Raw genomic sequence first — 15251 nt, forward strand, 5'->3', positions numbered from 1 at the left:
CTCCCAATGGCTTTCTAGTTTTGTAGCGGCTCACTTCGTTGCTGCAGTGCCGCGTCGCACGCCCCTGTTCCGCGCGACGAAGGCACCTTACCTCATCGCGACGTGCGCGCCATCGCTGGTGCAATTGCCCAGCCAGGCGGCGATCCAGTCGCGCACCACGGCCACGCCTTCCTCGTGCACGGTGGCGCGCCCGACCTCGGGCATCATCGCGCCGGGATCCAGGCTGCTCATGCGGTAGATCAGGATCGACTCATCCGGCTTGCCGGGCACGATGTCGAACAGGTGGTCGCCCGTGCCCTGCCCCGCCGCGACCGGCGGCTTGCACAGGCCCAGGCGGCGCGCCTCGTCGGTACCGGCGTCGAGCCACAGGCCCGAGGTATCGGCCGGCCCAACCTGGCTGTGGCAATGGCCGCAGTTCACGTCGAGATACGCACGCGCGCGGCTTTCGATCGACGCGCTCGCATCGTCGAAACGTGCGTTGTGCGGAACGCCCGTCGCCGGCAGGCCTTCGAGCCGTCCGAGCGAGACCATGCGCGCGAGCTGGTTCTGGCCTTCGTGCCAGGGATCGTCGCGATTGAGATGCCGCGCCTTCGGTCCGATCGGATGCAGTTCGCGCGTGGTGTTGTTGGTCGAATGACAGCCGGCGCACTGGTTTTCGTCGGGCACCATGTAAGCGAACGAGGTCTTCGCGCTGCCGTCGGGCTTGTGCATCGTCAGCGGCACGACGTCGCCGGCGCGCGCGAGCGTCGCTTCGGTCTGCTCTTCGTTCCACACGTACGGCAGCGCGACCCAGCCCGTCTCGCGACGCACGAGCAGCCGCGTTTCGATCAGGCGCACTTTCGACAAATCGAGCCCGTTCGCGGATTCGCCCTTCTGTTCGGCCACGCGCAGCACCGCGCCGTCCTGTCCGCGCGGGTAGTAGAACGTCTTGCTGATGATGGTGCCGACCGGGAAGTCGAACGCGTCATTCGCGCTGTACTTCGCCTTCCTGCCTTCCGGCATCCAGATCGTGCGCAGCTTGTGCGCGTAATCGCTGAACAGCGCGCTGTTCAGCGCATACGGTTCGACGCCGTGGTTGAGCTTCAACTGCTTTCCGTCGGAGGACAGCACATGCCATTCGCCCAGCGTCTGCGGCTGGCCCTGCGGGTGGAACAGCACCGGCGCTTCGCTACGCTGGCAACCGCCGAGGAACATCGCGGCCACCAGCAGGGCCGCGTGGATCACGAACTGCTTCATGCCTACGGAGCCGCCTTCGCGGTCGTCGCCGCGGCCTTGGCAGGAAGCGTCACCACCGGCAGCGGCGGCAGCGTGCAGCGCACCTTGTCGGTGACCACGCTCGGATTCTTGTACTTGTTCGGACCGTCGGCGTTGAGCGTCTGCGCCTGTCCGTTGTCGATGCAGACCTGCGCGCCGCCAGCGCGCTGCGCGTTGACGTAACCATCCCACAGCACGTCGGGCAAGCGCCCGTTGAGGCCGAACATCGCGACCTTCAACGCCTTCAGGTCGAAGCCGTCGGGCTTGTCGCCACCGCCCTTGAAGCGGTTGCCGTGGATCGCGATCTCTTCCGGATACGGATCGAAGCTTTTCGCCACGCCCTTGTCGGTCATGTAGCCGGTGGAGAAATAGCTCGACACAATGACGTTCGCCGTCTGGTTGTCGGCGATGTCGTTGTCGAAGATCTCGACCTTGTCGTTGGAATTGATGACCACGCCCGAGCCGGCCGGCACGCTCGCAACCGCCGCGCCCTTCGCGGCGAAGTTGTCGGTGTTGTTCTCGAAAACCTTGTTGTTGTAGACGCGCGTGGTGTGGCCCGGCTGCGGCAGGTTCGGCATGTTGAAGACGAGGATGCCGCCGGTGTTCTGCGTCGCGATGTTCTCGTAGACGTCGGCGCCGATGGTGTTCTCGATCTCGATGCCGGCGACGTTGCGTTCGGCGCGATTGCGGCGCACGACGACGTTCTTCGACTGGCCGACGTAGATACCCGCGTCTGACGCGCCGATCGCGACCGAATCCTCGATCAGCACGTTGGTGGTCTGCACCGGATAGATGCCGTACGCGCCGTTGGTCGTCTTCGGCCCGCCCGTCCATTCCACGCGCACGCCGCGGATGGTGATGTTGTCGCCTTCGTTGATCTTCAGGCCGTCGCCCTTGCTGTCCTCGATGGCGAGGTTCTCCAGCGTGAAATCGCCGGCGTTTACCAGCAGCCCTTCGGCGCCGGCCTTCTGGTCCTTGAAGCTCAGGATGGTCTTGTCCATGCCCTGGCCGCGGATCGTCACGCCGTTCACGCGCAGCGTCAGGCTGCGGTCGAATGCGTGGCGGCCGGCGGGAATGTCGATGACGTCGCCGGGCTTGGCGTCGAGCAGGCGCTCGATCAGCACCTTCTGGAAGTCCGGGCTGGCCGCGGGCGCGGCCGGCTGTTGCTGCTGGCAGGCGGCCAGTGCCGCCAGTCCCATGGTGACCGCCACGCCGAGCACGATGCGCTTCATCCGACTCCAGTCCTGTCCTGCGACGGACTTCCCGTCGCGAATATCCCCGCCGAAAACAGGCCACGCCGACCCTGCGGCGTGGCCCCTCCCCGGCCCCCTTCGGGAGTCTGTGACCTTCCGGCGATCCCGGTGGAGGGCAAAGCCGGCATACTCAGGGGGGAAAACCGGACAAGCTACGCCAGCGTATGCCGAGCCAGCACCGCGACGATCCCCGATTGAACAACGCCACGATCAAGAGCGGCATCGTCGCCGGGCTGGTCGCGATGGCGCGCGAGCACGGCGTCGCCTGCGAACACTGGTTCTCGGGATTGCGGCTCGGCCCGGCCGCGTTCGACGGCGATGCGCCGGTCTATCTCTCCTACCGGCAGGCGTGCCAGATCATCCGCCGCGCGGTGCGCAGCCTGCCGGTGCACGGGCCCGGGCTGGTGCTCGGGCAGCGGCAGGGCATCGGGCATTTCGGCCTGCTTGGTCTAGCGATGCTGACCGCGCCACAGTTTGCGCAGGCCATGCAGCTGGGCATCCGCTACGCGCCGATCACCGGCGCGATGATGGAACTGGAACTGGACGAATACGACGACGGCTCGATGGGCGTGGTCGCGCGCATGCAGTCGCCGGAGCCGGAACTGGAGCCGTTCCTGTGCGAGGAACTGTTCGCCAGTTCGCTGATGCTGTGCCGTGGCCTGCTCGGCGCGGAGTTCCGCCCGCGCGTGCTCGAGCTGACGTATCCCGCGCCGTCGTACGCGGCCGATTACGTGCATGTATTCGCCTGCGAGGTGCGCTTCGAAGCGCCGCGCAACCGCGTGGTGATCGATCCGCGCTGGCTGCAGGCGGCGATGCCGGCGAACAACAGCGCCAGCGCGCAGCAGATCATCGCGCTGTGCGAGGAGCAGATGCCGGCCGGGCAGCCGCGCAGCGAGATCGTGGCTGTGGTCGAACGCCTGCTGCGCCAGCGCATCGCCGACAACCCGCGCGAGGTGCAGATCGCCGCGGAACTGCATCTGACCGAACGCACGCTGCGCCGCCAGCTGCACGCGGCGCACACCAGCTTCAGCGAACTGCACGACCGCGTGCGCAGCGAATCGGCGCGCGCATTGCTGGCCGACGCGCGACTGAGCATCGCGCACGTCGGCGCGGCGGTGGGATTCAAGGACGCGCGCGAATTCCGACGCGCGTTCAAGCGCTGGACCGGCGTCGCGCCTCGCGAGATGCGCGCGGGCGAGAAGCAGGACGCTAGCGCCGTCGAACACGCAACGCCTGGCGGCTGATCGGACGCATGTCGCGCCTGCGCAATTGGGCTCGCGGCTTGAAGCGGCAGACGCTCGTCGTCTGGTTCGCGGCGCGCGATCCGCGCACGCCGTGGTTTCCGCGCCTGCTCGCGCTCGCCGTCGCGGCGTACGCGCTCAGTCCGATCGACCTGATCCCCGACTTCATCCCGGTGCTGGGCTACCTGGACGACGTCATCCTCGTGCCGCTTGGCGTGTGGCTGGTGTTGCGGATGGTGCCGGCCGGGGTCATCGCCGATTCGCAGGCGAAAGCGGCGGCAGTGGCGGACCGGCCGGTGAGCCGCGGCATGGCAGTGGTGATCGTGGCGATCTGGGCGGTCGCGCTTGCGGTGCTCGGCCTGTGGGCGTGGCGGACGTTCCGCCACTGATGCAACTGCAGCCCGGATGCGCTCCGCATACCGGGCTGCGAAACGCGGTCGATCAGTCCAGCACCATCACCGCATCGACTTCGAAGCGCGCGCCGCGCGGCAGGCCGGACACTTCGACGGTGGAGCGCGCCGGATACGGCGCCTGGAAGAACTCGCTCATCACCGCGTTCACCGCGGCGAAGTTGTCGAGGTCGGTGAGATAAAGACCCAGGCGCACGATGTCGCCGAGCGAACCGCCGGCGGCTTCGCACACGGCCTTGAGGTTCTCGAACGAACGACGCGCCTGCGCGGTAATGTCGCCTTCCACCAGCAGCCCGGTGCTCGGATCGAGCGGAATCTGGCCGGAGAGGTACACGGTGTCGCCGGCGCGCACGGCCTGCGAATAGGGGCCGATCGCGGCCGGCGCCTTGTCGGTCTGGATGATCTGGCGGGACATGGGCGGGTTCCTGATTGCGAAAGCGCGAGGTTAGCGCAGATGCGACGACGCGCGCCTGTCCCGCGCAGCCACAGTCACATCCGCTGCACGCCGAGCACCACCGCGAGGCGTCGCACGCGCCGCATCACGTCGGCCAGATGGCGACGATCGCTGACTTCGATGGCGAAGCGCATCACCGCGATGTTCGCGTCGCGTTCGAGGTATTCGACACGATCGATGTTCGACTCGGCTTCGGCGATGGCGGCTGCCACCTGCGCGAGTGAGCCCGGACGGTTGTCCACTTCGATGCGCAGCGCGGCGGAGAAATCGCCGGCGACCTGGCGGTCCCAGCCGATCGGCACCCAGCGATCGGGCGACTTGCGGTAGTCGGCGACGTTGGGGCAGTCCAGGCGGTGCACCACGATGCCCTTGCCGGCCGTGTGGTAGCCCATGATCTCGTCGCCGGGAATCGGCAGGCAGCAGTTGGCGAAACTGATCACGCCGCGTTCGGCGCCGGTGATCAGGATCTTGTCCTGCGACATCGGCAGCATGTTGCCGCCCGGCGTGCGCAGCGGCTTGCCCGGCGCTTCGCGCGCGAGCGCCATCGCAACCTGCTGCGGCATGCGGTTGCCCAGCGCGATGTCGGCCAGCAGCGCCTCAAGCCGCGGGTAGCGGAATTCGTTGAGATACGCATCCATGCGCACGGCGGGCACGCGGTCGAGCGAGATGCCGAGCGCTTCCAGCGCGCGATCGAGCATGCGATGGCCCAGCTGCACCGCGTCCTCGTGTTCGAGCTGCTTGAGCTGCTGGCGGATCGACGTGCGCGCCTTGCCGGAGACGACGAACTCCAGCCACTGCGGCTTCGGCGTCGACGATTTCGCGGTGATGATCTCCACGCGCTGGCCGCTGGCGAGCTTGGTGCGCAGCGGCACCAGTCGCCCGTCCACGCGCGCGGCGACCGCGCGGTTGCCGACGTCGGTGTGCACGGCGTAGGCGAAATCCAGCGCGGTGGAATTGCGCGGCAGCGACATGATGTCGCCCTTCGGCGTGAACAGGTACACCTCGTCGGGGAAGAGGTCGACCTTCACGTTCTCGAGGAATTCCAGCGACGAGCCGGTGGCGCGCTGCGATTCGACGAGATTGGCGATCCAGCTGTGCGCGCGGGTCTGCGCGCTGTTCGGGCCGTCGCCGCCGTGCTTGTACGACCAGTGCGCCGCGATGCCGCGTTCGGCGATGAGGTCCATTTCCTCGGTGCGGATCTGCACTTCGATCGGAGAGCCATACGGGCCGAACAGCACCGTGTGCAGCGACTGGTAACCGTTGGCCTTCGGAATGGCGATGAAGTCGCGGAAGCGCGAATCCAGCGGTTTGTATGCGGCGTGCACGACGCCGAGCGCGTGGTAACAGTCCGGCACCGTGCGCACGACGATGCGGAAACCGAACACGTCCATCACCTGCGCGAAGGTTTTGTGCTCCGCGCGCATCTTCGTGTAGATGCTCCACGGCGACTTCACGCGACTGACGAGCCGGTGCGCGAGTTTCTCCTTCGCCAGACGCTGCGCGAGCTGCGCCTCGATCTGCACCAGCGATTCGCGCCGCACGACCGGCTGCGTGCGAAGGCGCTTTTCGATCACCGCGTGGCGCCACGGATGCAGCGCGCGGAAGCCGAGGTCCTGCAGCTCGGCCTTGATCAAATTCATGCCCAGTCGCTGCGCGATGGGCGCGTAGATTTCCAGCGTCTCGCGCGCGATGCGATGGCGCGCTTCCATGCTCTGCGCGCCGAGCGTGCGCATGTTGTGCAGGCGGTCGGCAAGCTTGATCAGGATCACGCGCAGGTCGCGCGACATCGCCAGCAGCATCTTGCGGAAGCTTTCCGCCGCGGCTTCCTGGCGATCGCGGAACTGGATCTTGTCCAGCTTGGTGACGCCATCGACCAGTTCGGCCACGGTTTCGCCGAACTCGCTCACCAGGCCGTCGTAGGTGAGCGGCGTGTCCTCGATGGTGTCGTGCAGGATCGCCGCGATCAGCGTCTCGACGTCCAGGCCCTGGTCGGCCAGCACCTTCGCGACGGCAACCGGGTGGGTGATGTACGGCTCGCCCGACTTGCGCGTCTGCCCGACGTGCGCGGCCGCGCCCACCGCCCACGCCCGCCGCAGTTGTGCGCGCTGGTCGTCGGGCAGGTAGTCGGCCGCCTGTTCCAGCTCGCGCACGTAGTCAGGGACCTGTGCGTCGTCGTGGAGCGGCGGCACCGGAAGCGGAGCGGTCGGTGCGGGTTGTGCGGGGGTCATGTAAGGAATCTAAGCGCGGTGGTCCATGTGCGCAATGCGAGCGGATCGATGCGCTGAATAGGTGCCGTTTATGGCTATCCCACGGTCAGGAACGGACCTGCGCGCGAAGATCCCCCGCTAGACGGCTCACGCCGTGTCGCAGCCTGCGAAAAGTGGAACGCCGGTCGCCGTCTTCACGTCGTCGGATCAAGGCACCGCCCAAACGAAAACGGCCCCGCGCAGGCGGGGCCGTTCGTGCAGCAGGCCAGCAGAACCGGCCGCGACGGGTTGGATCAGTCGTCGCCCTTGGACAGGTCGTCGTCGGCGACCACTTCGGCGGCGGCCCACTCCAGCGCCTCGCGCTCCTTGCGCTCGCGCTCGGCCTTCTCGACGGCGTCGATGTAGTCGGTGTCGATGCGGCGCGCGGCGATCTCACGCAGCGCCAGCACGGTCGGCTTGTCGTTGGCTTCGCTGTTGTCCAGCTGCGGATCCACGCCATTGGCCAGCTGGCGCGCGCGCTTGGCGGCCATCATGACGAGTTCGAAGCGGTTGTTGACCACTTCCAGGCAATCTTCAACGGTAATGCGGGCCATGGGGCTCCTGGCGGCCGGCGGGCCGTCGTGCGTCTAAATGGGACCGCGAAGTCTACCCGGGCAGTTGTCCACAGGCAAGCCGCGCTTTATGAATCAGTAGGTTACGGGCCTCAGGCGCCGCTTTCGGTGGCCTGACAGGCGGCGGGAGTCGATCAGGACCCGGGATCGTCCGCCAGCAGGGCCGTGATCAGCCGCGAATGGCGGGCCACCTGCTGGTCCTTGCGGACGCGGCTGGCGATGAAGATCGAGCACATCTCGGTCACGGCCGTCTCGAAGTCCTCGTTGACGATCACGAAGTCGAACTCGCCGTAATGGGACATCTCCTCGCGCGCGGCGGCCAGGCGCTGGGCGATAACCTCCTCGCTGTCCTGGCCGCGATTGCGCATGCGCTGCTCCAGCGCCTGCCGCGATGGCGGCAGGATGAACACGCTGACCGCGTCGGGCACCTTCTCGCGCACCTGGCGCGCGCCCTGCCAGTCGATCTCCAGCAGCACGTCCTTGCCCGACGCCAGCTGCGGCTCCACCGACTGCCGGGCCGAGCCCTTCCAGTCGCCGTGCACGAGCGCGTGCTCGAAGAAATCGCCGGCGGCGACCATGCCCTCGAACTCTTCCCTGCTCACGAAGTGGTAGTGCTCGGCGTGCCGCTCGCCCGGCCGCGGCTTGCGGGAGGTGAACGAGATCGACAGGCAGATGTTCGGATCGCGCGCCAGCACGGCGTTGACGATGCTGGATTTTCCGGCGCCGGAAGGGGCCGCGACGATGAAGAGGGTTCCGCGCATTGGGTCGGGATTCGTGATTGGTGACGCGTGTTCAAAAAACGGAGCGAGCGGTACCGGCCAAGGGCATTCGGAATCGTGGCGCGCTTCGGCTCTGCGCGAATCACGAATCACGAATCACCCATCACGGCTACTCGATGTTCTGTATCTGCTCGCGAACCTGGTCGATGAGCACCTTCAGTTCGACGGCGGCCGCCGAACTGCGTGCGTCGACCGACTTGGAGCCGAGCGTGTTCGCTTCGCGGTTGAATTCCTGCAGCAGGAAATCCAGGCGGCGGCCGACGGCTTCCTTCAGCTTCAGCACGCGGCGCGCTTCGGCGACGTGCGAGTCGAGGCGATCGAGTTCCTCGTCCACGTCGAGCTTCTGCAGCCACATCACCAGTTCCTGCTCCAGCCGGCCGTTGTCCAGCGGCTGCGCGAGATCGGCGAGTCGCGCTTCCAGCTTGGTGCGCTGGCCGGCGCGGATCTGCGGCATCATCGCGCGCACTTCGGACGCGAGCGCGGCGATGCCGTCGACGCGTTCGGTGATCACCGCGGCGAGCTTGCCGCCCTCGCGCTCGCGAGCGCGCACGAATTCGTCGAGCACCTCGTCCAGCAGCGACAGCGCCTGCGCCTGCAGTTCGGCCGGATCGGTCGCCTGCGACTGCAACACGCCGGGGAACTGCAGCAGTTCGGTCAGCTCGGTGCGCAGGCGCGGGAAACGCGAATCCAGGTCCAGCGCCAGCTCGCTGAGTTCGCGCAGGCGCGCGGCGTTGAGCTGGAGCGCGCCCTCGCCTTCGGGCGAGCGCAGGCGCAGCGTGAGGTCGATCTTGCCGCGCGCGACGCGGCCGGCGACGCGTTCGCGCAGCGCCGGTTCCAGCGCGCGCAGTTCGTCGGGCAGGCGTACGCCGAGTTCGAGGAAGCGGTGGTTGACCGAGCGCAGCTCGCAACCCAGCGTGCCCCACGGGGTGGCGCGTTCGCCGCTCGCAAAGGCGGTCATGCTGCGGATCATCGACAAATCCAGCGTCGTCGGGCAGGGCCGACCGGGAGCGAATGGTAAACTCGCGCGCCTCCGAACGGTACAAACCAAGGTATTCAGGCCATGTCCGGCACGCCCGTCGCCCCCTCCGCCGGCCTCCCGGCCTCCGTCGCGCGCCCCAGCGGCCGCGCGCCCGCACAGATGCGCGAAGTCCGCATCGAACGCGGCTACACCCGCCACGCCGAAGGTTCGGTGCTGGTGAGCTTCGGCGAAACCCGCGTGCTGTGCACCGCAAGCGTCGAGAACAAGGCGCCGCCGTTCCTGCGCGGCAAGGGCGAAGGCTGGGTCACCGCCGAGTACGGCATGCTCCCGCGCGCCACGCATTCGCGCTCCGACCGCGAGGCCGCGCGCGGCAAGCAGGGCGGACGCACGCTGGAGATCCAGCGCCTCATCGGCCGCTCGCTGCGCGCCTGCATCGATCGCAAGGTGCTGGGCGAGCGCACCATCACGCTCGATTGCGACGTCCTGCAGGCCGACGGCGGCACGCGCACGGCGGCGATCACCGGCGCCTACGTCGCGCTGGTCGACGCGGTGCAGTGGCTGCTCAAGCGCCGCGAGATCGCGCGCGATCCGGTCTTCGGCGCCGTCGCGGCGGTATCGGTCGGCATCTACCGCGGCGTGCCGGTGCTGGATCTGGATTACGCCGAAGACAGCGCCTGCGACACCGACATGAACGTCGTGATGAACGATGGCGGCGGTTTCATCGAACTGCAGGGCACGGCCGAAGGCCACGCGTTCCGTCGCGAGGAACTCGATGCGCTGACCTCGCTGGCCGAAGCCGGCATCGCCGAGCTCATCGCCAAGCAGCGCGAAGCGCTCGGGCTCTGACGCCGGACATGCAAAAGCACGTCGCCTGTTTCGCTCTGGTGGTCGCCGATTACGACGAGGCCATCGACTTCTACGTGCGCAAGCTCGGCTTCGAACTGCGCGAAGACACCGACATGGGCGATGGCAAGCGCTGGGTGCTCGTCGCCCCGCGCGGCGCGCAGACGGCGATCCTGCTGGCGCGCGCGGTCGACGACGAGCAGCGCGCGGCGATCGGCCGGCAAACCGGCGGCCGCGTCGGCTTCTTCCTGCACACCGACGATTTCGCGCGCGACCACGCGTCGATGCTCGCGCATGGCGTGCGCTTCCACGAGGAACCGCGCCGCGAGCCCTACGGCACCGTCGCGGTGTTCGAGGATCTGTACGGCAACCGCTGGGACCTGCTGGAGCCGGCCGCATGAGCGCGCGCGAACGCTGGGTCATCGCCAGCAGCAACCAGGGCAAGCTGCGCGAGATCCGCGAACTGCTGGGCGACACCGGCATCGAGATCGTCACGCAGGGCGAACTCGGCGTCGCCGATGCCGACGAAACGGGCCTGACCTTCGTCGAGAACGCGCTGCTGAAGGCGCGCAAGGCGTCGCGTGAAACCGGCCTGCCCGCGCTCGGCGACGACAGCGGGCTATGCGTGGATGCGCTCGGCGGCGCGCCCGGGCTGTATTCGGCGCGTTATGCCGGCGAACACGGCAATGCCGACGCAAACATCGACAAGCTGCTGCACGAACTGCGCGATGTACCCGATGCGCAGCGCACGGCGCACTTCTATGCGGTGATCGTGCTGCTGCGCCACGCGGAGGATCCGCAGCCGGTCATCGCCGAAGGCCTCTGGCGAGGACGCGTGCTGCACGAACGCCGCGGCGCTGGCGGCTTCGGCTACGACCCGGTGTTCCTCGACGTCGAGCAGGGCAAGTCGGCGGCCGAACTGGACAAGGATTTCAAGAACCGCATCAGCCATCGCGGGCTCGCGCTCGCAGCGTTGAAGCGGCAGCTGATGCTTTGAGGCCTGGCTTTGGCCCCTCTCCCAATGGGAGAGGGGTTGGGGTGAGGGTCGGCGGAGCTGGCGTGTCGCCGATCATCGCAGCGGTGATCGGCTCGCTTCCTGATGGCGCCCCAGCCTGGGTCCCGGCTTTCGCCGGGATGACGGCTCTTTAATCCCGAAGGCTCAGAATTCCCGAATGCTCACCACCCCGCCCCTCTCGCTCTACGTCCACCTGCCCTGGTGCGTACGCAAGTGCCCGTACTGCGATTTCAATTCGCACGAGGGGCGCGGGCCGCTTCCGTTCGACGCGTACGTGGACGCGCTGCTGGCCGACCTGGACTACGACCTGCCGCTGGTGTGGGGTCGCACGATCCATTCGGTTTTCTTCGGTGGCGGTACGCCGAGCCTGTTCCCCCCGGAATTCATCGACCGCTTCCTGCAGGCGGCGAGCAGCCGCCTCCGCTTCGCGCCCGCCTGCGAGATCACGCTGGAAACCAACCCGGGCACCGCCGAGCACGGCCGCTTCGAGCTCTACCGCGCCGCGGGCGTGAACCGGTTGAGCTTCGGCGTCCAGACCTTCGACGATGAAACCCTCAAGCGGCTGGGCCGCATCCACGACAGCGGCGAGGCCGAGGCGGCGGTGAAGCTCGCGCAGGACGCGGGCTTCGACAACTTCAACCTCGACCTGATGTACGCCCTGCCTGGCCAGACGCTGGCGATGGCCGAGCGCGACCTCGAACGCGCCTTCGCACTGGATCCGACGCACGTCAGCCATTACCAGCTGACGCTCGAACCGAACACGGTGTTCGCGGCGCGTCCGCCGCGCGACATCCCCGACGACGACGCGAGCTGGGACATGCAGGAGCACTGCCAGGCGATGCTCGCGCAGGCGGGCTACGCGCAATATGAAGTCAGCGCCTATGCGCGGCCCGGCCGGCAGTGCCTGCACAACGTCAACTACTGGCAGTACGGCGACTACCTCGGCATCGGCGCGGGTGCGCACGGCAAGATCACACTCGGCGCCGAGCAGGACATCCTGCGCCGCTGGAAGACCAAGCATCCGACGCGCTATCTCGCCGCGGCGGGTCATGCCGAGGCGATCGGCGGCGACGACCGCATCGCGCCGGCGCGTCGTCCGTTCGAATACATGCTCAATGCGCTGCGGCTGGTCGACGGGTTCGCGCTCGACGCGTTCGAAGCACGCACCGGCCTGCCGCGCACGATGATCGCCCCCGCCCTTGAGCAGGCGCAAGCGCAAGGCTGGCTGTCGGTCGATGGCGACCGCGTCCGGCCGACGGAACTCGGCCGCCGCTTTACCAACGACGTGATCGAACTGTTCCTCGACGAGGACGCGGCCGATGGCGCAAATCCTGCCGCACTGCCGCATGAGGTGGCCGGCTACACCGTCGACTGAGCCGGGCCGACCACTACGCGCATGTCCCGGGACAAGCCACGGTCGCAAGCGGCTCTGGCCGCTGTTTAGGTCGTCCGACGTTTCATCGAGTGCGCCCCCTGAGGGACCACGCTGGAGCGACAAGGCTGGCGGGGCACGGATGGGTCGATGCATGATCGTCCGATCTGAGACGGTGATCCCATGTCCGCCACGTTCGAACCCCTAGGCAGTTCGATCCCTCGTCCTACCCTGGCTTCGGCGGCGTTGCCGCCGCGCGTGCGCCGCGTTCTCGAACATCTCTATGCGCTGGTCTCCGACGAAATGTCGCGCCAGCTCGAAGCGATGCTCGGCGAATTCGAGCAGCAGCTGTTCAAGCACGCCGACCTCGCGCGCAATCCCGCGCAGCAGGCCAGCCATCTCGAAACCCTGCGCACCACGCGCCTCAACCGCGCCGACCTGGTGCCGCGCTACCTCGCGCTGGTCGAAAGCGAGCTGACGACGATCCGCGATCCCGTCGGCGCCCCGCTGGAAAGCAACGGCAGCGCGCCGGCGTTCCGCGACCTCAAGCTGGTCGAGCACGGCGAGGTCGACGAATCGCTGCTGCTGCGCACGATCGCCGCGCGCCAGGAATCGCGCGCCGGCCTTCCGCTGCTGCTGCTCGGCCAGCGCTTCGGCGTGCTGGCGGGCCAGCCGGCCTTCGATGCCGAACGCCTGCCAGTCGGGCCGTACGCGCTGGGCAAGATCCTGTCCGATGCCGCGCACGCGCTGCAGATCAGCCCCGAGGCCCGGCTGCACCTCTACAAGGTCTTCGACCACCAGGTCATGACCGGCTACGCGCAGCTGGTGGAAACCATGAACGCCCTGCTCGCGCGCGAGAACGTGCTGCCGAGCCTGTCGTTCGTGCCGATCCGCCCGCGCTCGCCGCAGCGTCAGGAAGGCCAGCGTCGCGTCGCCGAGCCGGGCGAGGCGGTCGATGCGCCGCAGCGACAGCGCCCGATGACGGACTGGCCCGGGAACCACGACGGCGGCAACGGTCCGGCGCTGGAAAGCGAGACCTTCAACCTGCTGCAGCAGCTGCTGGCCGCGCGTCGCGATGCGATGAACCGGCTGCGGCCGGGCGCCGGCGGCTCCGATGCCGGTGCGCCGCGCCCGACGCTCACGCGCGAGGAACTGGCCAACGCGCTGTCGGCACTGCAGGACGTCCCCCTGCACCAGGCGCCGCCGCGCAACCTCACCGACGTCCGCCAGACCCTGCTCGCGCAGGCGCGGCAGCAGCGCGGCGAAGCGACGTTCCTGTCGCGCGACGATGCCGATACCTTCGAACTGCTCGACCTGTTCTACAACGAGATCGGCCGCGAGCTGCGCTCCGACGCCGCCGTCGGCACGCTGCTCAACCGCCTGCAGGTGCCGCTGGTGCGCCTGGCGTTGCAGGACCGCGGCTTCTTCGTCCGCAACGAACACCCGGCTCGCCAGCTGCTCAACGCCGTTGCAGAAGCCGGCGCCCACTGGGTGCCCAGGGACGAGGCCGACCCGCAGCTCAACGACCAGCTGCGCCGCGCGGTCGACCACGTCGTGGAGAACTACGACGGCGACAACGGCGTGTTCGAGAACGCCAACCGCCAGCTCCAGGAACACCTGCGTGCGATGGCGCGCAAGGCCGAGGTCGCCGAACGGCGGCATGTCGAGGCCGCGCGCGGCAAGGAGAAGCTGGTGCTGGCCAAGCGCCAGGCCAGCGATGCGATCGAGGCGATCATCAGCGAGCACAAGCTCCCGCGCTTCGTGCAGACGCTGCTGAGCCAGGCGTGGACCGACGTGCTGACCCTGACGCTGCTGCGCAGCGGCGAGGATTCGGAAGAATGGCAGCGCCAGCTGGACGCCACCCGGGAGATCGTCGCCGCCAACGCGGCGGGACAACTCGGGCAGGTGTCGAGTGCGCTCGGCGAGGACATCGAGGCCGCGCTGACGCAGGTCGGCTACCACGTCGAGGACGCAGGCGCGATCTCGCGCCAGCTCGTCACCGGCACGGTGGCGGCCAACGACGATGCGGCCTCGCGCACGGAACTGGCGCTCAAGCTCAAGGCGCGCACGCGCCTGGGCACGGACGACGCACCCGCGCCGAAAGCCGCCGAGCGCACCCCGAAGGAACAGGAATGCTGGCGCCACCTGCGCACGCTTCCGTTCGGCACGTGGTTCGAGTTCGACATCGGCGATGCGGGCGAAGTCGTGCGCCGACGACTGTCGTGGTTCAGCCCGGTGACCGACAACGCGCTGTTCGTGAACCAGCGCGGGCAGCGCGTGGCCGAGCAGTCGCTGGACAGCCTCGCGCGCCAGGTCGCCGCCGGTCGCGCACGCGTGGTCACCGAGGAAAAGAGCCGCCTGGTCGACCGCGCATGGAGCGCGGTGATGGGCGCGCTCGGCCAGCTGGTCGGGCACAACAACCACTCCGAAGCCCACGCCTGAAGGGGATGCCCGCATGATGGAAGAGTTCCGCCGCGCCCGCCGCCGTGCGATCCAGGAACCGGTGCAGGTCGTCGACACCATGACCGACACGGTGATCGGCCAGCTCAGCAACCTGTCGGAAACCGGCATGCTCCTCATCGCCACCGCGCCACTGGTCGAGGACGGCCTCTACCAGCTGCGCTTCAACCTGCGCGGCGCACCGCACCAGTCCTCGCCCATCGAGGTCGGCGCGCACCTGCTCTGGCAGGACAGCACCAGCACGCCCGGGCAAACGTGGTCGGGCTTCCGCTTCATCACGATGCTGGAGAGCGAACTCCAGCAGCTGCGCCACTGGCTGGAATCGGGGCACGGCAAGCCGATGTGACACGGCCAAATGGCGCCGCGGCTTGCA

General features: G+C 68.2%; 14 protein-coding genes and 1 pseudogene. 8 read left to right on the plus strand and 7 right to left on the minus strand.

What is annotated here, in order from left to right; genetic code table 11:
- Positions 1-87: 87 nt before the first annotated feature.
- Both GOY17_RS15940 and GOY17_RS15945 read right to left on the minus strand, forming a co-directional pair.
- The gene (locus GOY17_RS15940) at positions 88-1236 is read right to left on the minus strand and encodes an SO2930 family diheme c-type cytochrome (protein ID WP_157031116.1); all 1149 of its coding nucleotides are present in this window, start codon (positions 1234-1236) and stop codon (positions 88-90) included.
- Between the two features lie 2 nt (positions 1237-1238).
- On the minus strand, positions 1239-2486 hold the full coding sequence (locus tag GOY17_RS15945) for a parallel beta-helix domain-containing protein (protein ID WP_157031117.1): 1248 nt from the start codon (positions 2484-2486) through the stop codon (positions 1239-1241).
- A 215-nt stretch (positions 2487-2701) separates the two neighbouring features.
- On the opposite strand from GOY17_RS15945, the gene GOY17_RS15950 reads away from it, so the two are divergent.
- Entirely contained in the window at positions 2702-3751 is a 1050-nt protein-coding gene (locus GOY17_RS15950) for an AraC family transcriptional regulator (RefSeq protein ID WP_232338458.1), read from the plus strand.
- A gap of 8 nt (positions 3752-3759) precedes the next feature.
- Positions 3760-4137, plus strand: coding sequence for a YkvA family protein (locus tag GOY17_RS15955; protein ID WP_157031119.1), 378 nt, complete (start codon positions 3760-3762; stop codon positions 4135-4137).
- Between the two features lie 52 nt (positions 4138-4189).
- Here GOY17_RS15955 and GOY17_RS15960 read toward each other — a convergent pair whose 3' ends face one another.
- The 5 genes from GOY17_RS15960 to GOY17_RS15980 form a co-directional block, all read right to left on the minus strand.
- On the minus strand, positions 4190-4573 hold the full coding sequence (locus GOY17_RS15960; protein ID WP_115844085.1) for a RidA family protein: 384 nt from the start codon (positions 4571-4573) through the stop codon (positions 4190-4192).
- Between the two features lie 74 nt (positions 4574-4647).
- The gene (locus GOY17_RS15965; protein WP_115844087.1) at positions 4648-6840 is read right to left on the minus strand and encodes a RelA/SpoT family protein; all 2193 of its coding nucleotides are present in this window, start codon (positions 6838-6840) and stop codon (positions 4648-4650) included.
- 272 nt (positions 6841-7112) lie between these two features.
- Positions 7113-7412, minus strand: coding sequence for a DNA-directed RNA polymerase subunit omega (rpoZ, locus tag GOY17_RS15970; RefSeq protein ID WP_115844089.1), 300 nt, complete (start codon positions 7410-7412; stop codon positions 7113-7115).
- Between the two features lie 152 nt (positions 7413-7564).
- Positions 7565-8191: a guanylate kinase gene (gene gmk, locus GOY17_RS15975; protein WP_157031764.1), complete on the minus strand. Its 627-nt coding sequence runs from the start codon at positions 8189-8191 to the stop codon at positions 7565-7567.
- 127 nt (positions 8192-8318) lie between these two features.
- On the minus strand, positions 8319-9179 hold the full coding sequence (locus GOY17_RS15980; RefSeq protein ID WP_115844139.1) for a YicC/YloC family endoribonuclease: 861 nt from the start codon (positions 9177-9179) through the stop codon (positions 8319-8321).
- A 90-nt stretch (positions 9180-9269) separates the two neighbouring features.
- On the opposite strand from GOY17_RS15980, the gene rph reads away from it, so the two are divergent.
- The 6 genes and pseudogenes from rph to GOY17_RS16010 all read left to right on the plus strand — a co-directional run bounded on the left by rph (position 9270) and on the right by GOY17_RS16010 (position 15224).
- Positions 9270-10034: a ribonuclease PH gene (rph, locus tag GOY17_RS15985; protein ID WP_157031120.1), complete on the plus strand. Its 765-nt coding sequence runs from the start codon at positions 9270-9272 to the stop codon at positions 10032-10034.
- Between the two features lie 8 nt (positions 10035-10042).
- Positions 10043-10432 carry a VOC family protein gene (locus GOY17_RS15990; protein ID WP_157031121.1) on the plus strand — a complete coding sequence of 130 codons (390 nt, stop codon included), beginning with the start codon at positions 10043-10045 and terminating at the stop codon, positions 10430-10432.
- A complete protein-coding gene (rdgB, locus tag GOY17_RS15995) occupies positions 10429-11028 on the plus strand; it encodes an RdgB/HAM1 family non-canonical purine NTP pyrophosphatase (RefSeq protein WP_157031122.1) in 600 nt (199 codons plus the stop codon). Before GOY17_RS15990 ends, rdgB begins: the two co-directional genes overlap by 4 nt.
- Positions 11029-11203: 175 nt before the next feature.
- A pseudogene (gene hemW, locus GOY17_RS16000) lies at positions 11204-12349 on the plus strand (radical SAM family heme chaperone HemW); the annotation flags it as partial.
- A gap of 252 nt (positions 12350-12601) precedes the next feature.
- Positions 12602-14860: a DUF1631 domain-containing protein gene (locus GOY17_RS16005; protein ID WP_157031124.1), complete on the plus strand. Its 2259-nt coding sequence runs from the start codon at positions 12602-12604 to the stop codon at positions 14858-14860.
- A 13-nt stretch (positions 14861-14873) separates the two neighbouring features.
- The gene (locus GOY17_RS16010) at positions 14874-15224 is read left to right on the plus strand and encodes a PilZ domain-containing protein (RefSeq protein WP_115844103.1); all 351 of its coding nucleotides are present in this window, start codon (positions 14874-14876) and stop codon (positions 15222-15224) included.
- Positions 15225-15251 lie beyond the last annotated feature (27 nt).

Source organism: Lysobacter soli (assembly GCF_009755585.1).
GTDB lineage: Bacteria > Pseudomonadota > Gammaproteobacteria > Xanthomonadales > Xanthomonadaceae > Lysobacter_J > Lysobacter_J soli.

Coding starts and splice junctions, on each gene's coding strand:
- GOY17_RS15940 (WP_157031116.1), bottom strand. CDS start 1,236: ATGAAGCAGTTCGTGATCCACGCGGCCCTGCTGGTGGCCGCGATGTTC.
- GOY17_RS15945 (WP_157031117.1), bottom strand. CDS start 2,486: ATGAAGCGCATCGTGCTCGGCGTGGCGGTCACCATGGGACTGGCGGCA.
- GOY17_RS15955 (WP_157031119.1), top strand. CDS start 3,760: ATGTCGCGCCTGCGCAATTGGGCTCGCGGCTTGAAGCGGCAGACGCTC.
- GOY17_RS15960 (WP_115844085.1), bottom strand. CDS start 4,573: ATGTCCCGCCAGATCATCCAGACCGACAAGGCGCCGGCCGCGATCGGC.
- GOY17_RS15965 (WP_115844087.1), bottom strand. CDS start 6,840: ATGACCCCCGCACAACCCGCACCGACCGCTCCGCTTCCGGTGCCGCCG.
- rpoZ (WP_115844089.1), bottom strand. CDS start 7,412: ATGGCCCGCATTACCGTTGAAGATTGCCTGGAAGTGGTCAACAACCGC.
- gmk (WP_157031764.1), bottom strand. CDS start 8,191: ATGCGCGGAACCCTCTTCATCGTCGCGGCCCCTTCCGGCGCCGGAAAA.
- GOY17_RS15980 (WP_115844139.1), bottom strand. CDS start 9,179: ATGATCCGCAGCATGACCGCCTTTGCGAGCGGCGAACGCGCCACCCCG.
- rph (WP_157031120.1), top strand. CDS start 9,270: ATGTCCGGCACGCCCGTCGCCCCCTCCGCCGGCCTCCCGGCCTCCGTC.
- GOY17_RS15990 (WP_157031121.1), top strand. CDS start 10,043: ATGCAAAAGCACGTCGCCTGTTTCGCTCTGGTGGTCGCCGATTACGAC.
- rdgB (WP_157031122.1), top strand. CDS start 10,429: ATGAGCGCGCGCGAACGCTGGGTCATCGCCAGCAGCAACCAGGGCAAG.
- GOY17_RS16005 (WP_157031124.1), top strand. CDS start 12,602: ATGTCCGCCACGTTCGAACCCCTAGGCAGTTCGATCCCTCGTCCTACC.
- GOY17_RS16010 (WP_115844103.1), top strand. CDS start 14,874: ATGATGGAAGAGTTCCGCCGCGCCCGCCGCCGTGCGATCCAGGAACCG.